Here is a 4,520-nt window from a genome sequence, read left to right as displayed (position 1 = left end):
TAACGCTTCGAAACACGCGTATGCTGCACGCGGGTGGCTGGGGTCCACATCAAGATCTCCGGGTTGTCTGCAAAACCCCCGGAATCCCACGAACCTCAGCCGCTCAACCCCTTTCGAAACGGCCTCTAAGGCGCCGCCTGGTCAGCTTTGCGAGGAAGCCCTCGACGGCATTGAGCCATGAAGAAGAAGTTGGCGTGAAGTGGAAAGTCCAGCGCGGATGGCGGGCGAGCCACTCCTGGACCTTGTCCTTCTTGTGTGCGGCATAGTTGTCGAGAATTACGTGGATCGCCTTATCCTTGGGCACTTCGCGCTCGATCCGATTGAGGAAGCGGATGAACTCCTGATTGCGGTGACGCTGCATGTTTTGCCCGATGACGGTTCCGTCGAGTACGTTGAGTGCAGCGAACAGCGTGGTCGTGCCGTGGCGCTTGTAGTCGTGGGTCAGCGTGCCGGCGCGCCCCTTCTTCATCGGCAGACCTGGCTGGGTACGATCGAGAGCCTGTATCTGCGACTTCTCGTCGATCGACAGGACCACCGCATGGGCAGGCGGATCGAGATAAAGACCGACGATATCGGTGAGTTTTTCGGCGAATGCCGGATCGTTCGACAGCTTGAAGCTGCGCCAGCGATGCGGAGCAAGGCCATGCGCCTTCCAGATCGACTGCACTGTCGAAACGGGAAGCCCGATCGTCTTGGCCATCGCGCGCGCAGTCCGGTGGGTCGCCTCATGCGGGGGCGGCTCCTGCGTCAGCCGGACAATCTCAGCCACGCTTGGGCAATACCGGCGCCTTGCCGGGCGGACGGGACTTGTCGCGGAGCAGGCCATCGACGCCTTCGTGCATGAAACGCTCCTGCCAGCGCCAAACGCAGGTCTTGGACTTTCCTGTTGCCCTCATAATCGCCAAGGTGCCCAGGCCGTCGCTGCTCAAAAGAACGATACGGGCGCGCCAGACATGTTTCTGCGGTCTCAAGGGCGCCAACACGATGTCGTGCAGGCGTTGAAGGTCGGAGGTCGAAACGGTGAAGCTGATGCCATCGCGCATCCGCCGAGACTGACACGCCGGCAAGCCGCTGGGAATCCCCAACCGGACTCTTTCGTTCCGGTCAATCCACTAGGATTTGTCATTATTGCGGCGTCGCAAATAATGGCGTTCAGAAGCATGAATGGGTAAGTATTTCGGAAAGGTGCCAAAGCTTCTGTGCTTTAAGCCGGTCAAGTGCGTGAGCGGGAATGTGTGCAACAGCTGGAGCGCCGCGGGTTTCAAACAACTGCCCAGGCCCATAATAGGATCCACCATTCGCCTCGGCAGCTGTGGAAGCAAATAATATGGGAAGTGCGCCCTGGGAGGCTGGCTGGAAGAGGAACCATAGCAGATTTCTGACGGTAGCCGAGGAACTCTTGGGGCCAGGGCCACTTCGGAACAATTCTGTCCTCGAGATGCCCGGATGGGCAGCGATGCTCGTGATGCCCCATTCCTGCGCCTGGCTTCGTCTGTTGAGTTCAAGTGCAAAAATCAGGCATGCGAGCTTTGATTGCCCATAATATACGATGGGGTCATAGTCTCCCAAGGCATTGAGGTCATCGAAATGGATTTTGCTGTTCGCTCGGGCTGCAAGACTTGAAACGGTCACGACGCGCGCGCGCCACGCTTTGCGCAAAAGGGGTAGAAGTCGAGAGGTAACAGCAAAATGCCCCAGGTAATTCGTGCCGAGCTGCAATTCGAACCCATCGATTGTTTGCCTTCTCACTGGCGGCATCATGACCCCCGCATTGTTGACAAGGAGGTCGATCCTGTCCAGCCGGTGAGCAAGTCTCGTTCCAAATCGTGAAATTGAACTCAGATCGGCCAGATCAAGTTCTTCGAACTCCACATGGGCCCAGGGTGATGATGCTCGTAAGCGAGTGACTGCTGCCTCACCTTTGCGGGCATCTCGGCCAGCTATGATTAGGTGCGCCCCGGCGGCGGCCAGGCCCGCCGCAACTTCAAGGCCTAGTCCGCCAGTTCCGGTGACAATCGCGGTCTTGCCGATCTGAGTTGGCATGTCGGCAATTGTCCAGCCGGTCATTTTGTCACCTCTTCTTGGCTACCAGCGTTAGTAAAAGTAGGGAATGATCCTGGTACTTTTGCGTATCGCTAAAGCGAAAATATAGTTCGGATTGCATTGGCCGCAAATGTCGTCTGGGCACCGAATTGTCGGTACGAAGCGATCATGGCTCGACGCAGGGGGCTTTAGTCATCCTTGCGATGGGGTTTGTGATCCAGTGGGAGGGCGGCTTGTCGAGTATTTCCCGCTTGCTTCCTGCTCAGCTGCTGGATTCGGGGGTGGGGCTGCTGCGTGAGCCCATCCATGGCAGGCGCAGGGCGGGGAACAAGGGGCCTTTGTCGCGGATTGGTCTGAAGCGCAGTCCGAGGAAGATAATGGTGGGCCAAAACAGCGTGTTGATGATGTCGGAAGTGGTGTCCTCCAATCTCCAGGAGCCATAATGGAGGCGGTCGAGTATCTCATTAGCCGCTTCCGCCAGCGCGACGACGAGTAGTGGAAGGGGGGTGGAAAGGGAGCGGCCGGTGATGATGCGTGCGATGATCAAGACCGCCATGCCTGCATGAACATGTAGCAGGCTGTCGGCGAGGCCGGTGCCATCGCCAATGGCGCGGATCATCGCTGTATATTGAGCGGGAATGTCTGGCATAGCAATTTTCTACCTCGGCTTTTTGGCAGGCATATTGCAGTTGCGAACAGGGGGCGATCCATCGCTGGGCGTCCGGGCGCTTGGCTGTCTCGCTTGGTCGATGTCTGGTGATCCATGGCTTTGTTCATCCATCGGAAGGATTGAGGCGGGCAATTGGGCTGGTTCGAACGAAATCCTGGTAAAGGCGCTCGGGGGAGGCGCGCAGGAAAAAAATATCCCCGTCATTGAGGAGGATTCGCGAACCAGAACGTGTGGGCGATATGGCGACAATCCTGTCGATGGCGATCTGTATATTGCCCAGTGGATGAAGGGGGAATTGGCCGCTTTTATGCTCCTCTCTGATGGGTGATTGCCAATTCTTTGCAACGGACTGCATGTGTGCGCCAATTCCATGATCGATGATTTATTTGTTAAGTGTCTCAAAATAATCGTTCGCTGGGAAGGGGTGGCAGCATTTGCCGTGAAGATCATTCTTGCCGTCCGGTCTGTTGCTCGCCTAGATAGAAATGCAATCGATCCTGGAACGTGATCAAGGCCTTGGTTAGAAAATTGATTTCCTTGCTGCGCGGCAAGGTGGAACAGTCGCCGCGGATCCCGGAGGGGATGCGTGTCTATGCTGTTGGTGACGTGCACGGGCGGCAAGATCTGCTCGAGGATTTGCTGTGTCGGCTCGTGGAGGACAATGCGCGCCGCCCTCCGGCGCAAGTTCTATATATATTCCTGGGAGACCTTATAGACCGCGGTCCTGCATCCGCCGGCGTCGTCAATCTCGTGCTTGATTTTGCGACCCGCCATGATTGCCGCTTCATTCGCGGAAATCACGAAGAGGTGTTGCTACAGCTTCTTGATGAGGAGGCGGGGGATGGCTCAACGGAATTGGCGCGCATGTTTGCACGGATTGGCGGGCGCCAGACTGCCCTGAGCTATGGAGTGCCCGAGCCCCTCTATAATGGCTGGAATTTTGACGTCGTGAGTGAGATGATGAGGCCTTTTATAGCGCAGGCGCATATCGACTTCTTCCTCGCGATGGAGGAGATGATTGTGTTGGGCGACTATATTTTTGTTCATGCCGGAATTGATCCAACACTCCCGATCGATGCGCAGGATCTGCGAAAAACCCGGTGGATACGGACGGCATTCACCAATGCCGCTGGTCCTTTCGAGAAATATGTTGTCCACGGACACTCAATAACGTCGGGCGTGGACATGCACCCGCATCGTTGCGGTATTGATACTGGAGCCTATCGATCCGGAATCTTGTCTGCACTGGGCTGTGAAGGGGCGGCTCGCTGGACGATCCAGGCTTCAACTCCAGAGTGTTGACACGGTGGCGGCGATCGCCGCCCAGAGCCCGAGGCTGATAATGGTCGCAAGCAGCAAATGGGCGGCCATGTCGCGCGCTTGTGGGCAAGCAACAAGGGCGGGGGTGAGTGGAGTTTTGGAGGTGCTGGCGGCCTGCATTTTTTGGAAAACCTGAATATTGTCGTCAAGGGGCCATAGTGCATGGACCTGAACAAATGGTTTATGCGCTTTCGTGCGCTCGTCGATCGAAGGTTATAAAGCTAGCCTGGGTGGCTGATGGGTATTCGCTGGCAATCTGCGGGCATTGCGTTGAGCGGTAGGCTAGGCGGGGCGTGTGCTCTGATCGCTCAGGTGCCGTGATGTGCGCCTTGCACCTTGTGGCGACGTTGGCTGCTTCTTTGAAAGGTCAGGCAACGATCTGGGTGTCGCTGTGGATGTTTTGAATGAGCGATGCTGAATGGGGGGGTAGTTCTCTTGCGCTCGAAAATATGAATACTTCAGAATATGAAATAGCAATATATGGACT

General features: G+C 56.5%; 4 protein-coding genes and 1 pseudogene. 2 read left to right on the top strand and 3 right to left on the bottom strand.

Going from position 1 to position 4,520, the window contains the following annotated elements:
- Nucleotides 1-124 precede the first annotated feature (124 nt).
- From CG471_RS29045 to CG471_RS29035, 3 genes and pseudogenes are all read right to left on the bottom strand, one after another.
- Nucleotides 125-1,043: pseudogene (locus CG471_RS29045) on the bottom strand (IS630 family transposase); the annotation flags it as partial.
- A gap of 109 nt (nt 1,044-1,152) precedes the next feature.
- On the bottom strand, nt 1,153-2,067 hold the full coding sequence (locus tag CG471_RS29040; protein WP_081331857.1) for an oxidoreductase: 915 nt from the start codon (nt 2,065-2,067) through the stop codon (nt 1,153-1,155).
- A 238-nt stretch (nt 2,068-2,305) separates the two neighbouring features.
- Nucleotides 2,306-2,692 (bottom strand): hypothetical protein, encoded by a 387-nt coding sequence (locus CG471_RS29035; protein ID WP_234792546.1) that lies wholly within the window; start codon nt 2,690-2,692, stop codon nt 2,306-2,308.
- On the opposite strand from CG471_RS29035, the gene CG471_RS29030 reads away from it, so the two are divergent.
- Entirely contained in the window at nt 2,682-3,041 is a 360-nt protein-coding gene (locus tag CG471_RS29030) for a hypothetical protein (protein ID WP_099234573.1), read from the top strand. The two genes, CG471_RS29035 and CG471_RS29030, sit on opposite strands and share 11 nt — an antisense overlap.
- A gap of 176 nt (nt 3,042-3,217) precedes the next feature.
- Nucleotides 3,218-4,015, top strand: coding sequence for a metallophosphoesterase (locus tag CG471_RS29025; protein WP_099234572.1), 798 nt, complete (start codon nt 3,218-3,220; stop codon nt 4,013-4,015).
- The last annotated feature ends 505 nt before the right edge of the window (nt 4,016-4,520 follow it).

Source organism: Sphingobium sp. IP1, from assembly GCF_002708645.1.
Lineage (GTDB): Bacteria > Pseudomonadota > Alphaproteobacteria > Sphingomonadales > Sphingomonadaceae > Sphingobium > Sphingobium yanoikuyae.
The sequence above is the reverse complement of the archived record's forward strand: the minus strand, read 5'-3'. Positions and strand labels throughout refer to the sequence as shown.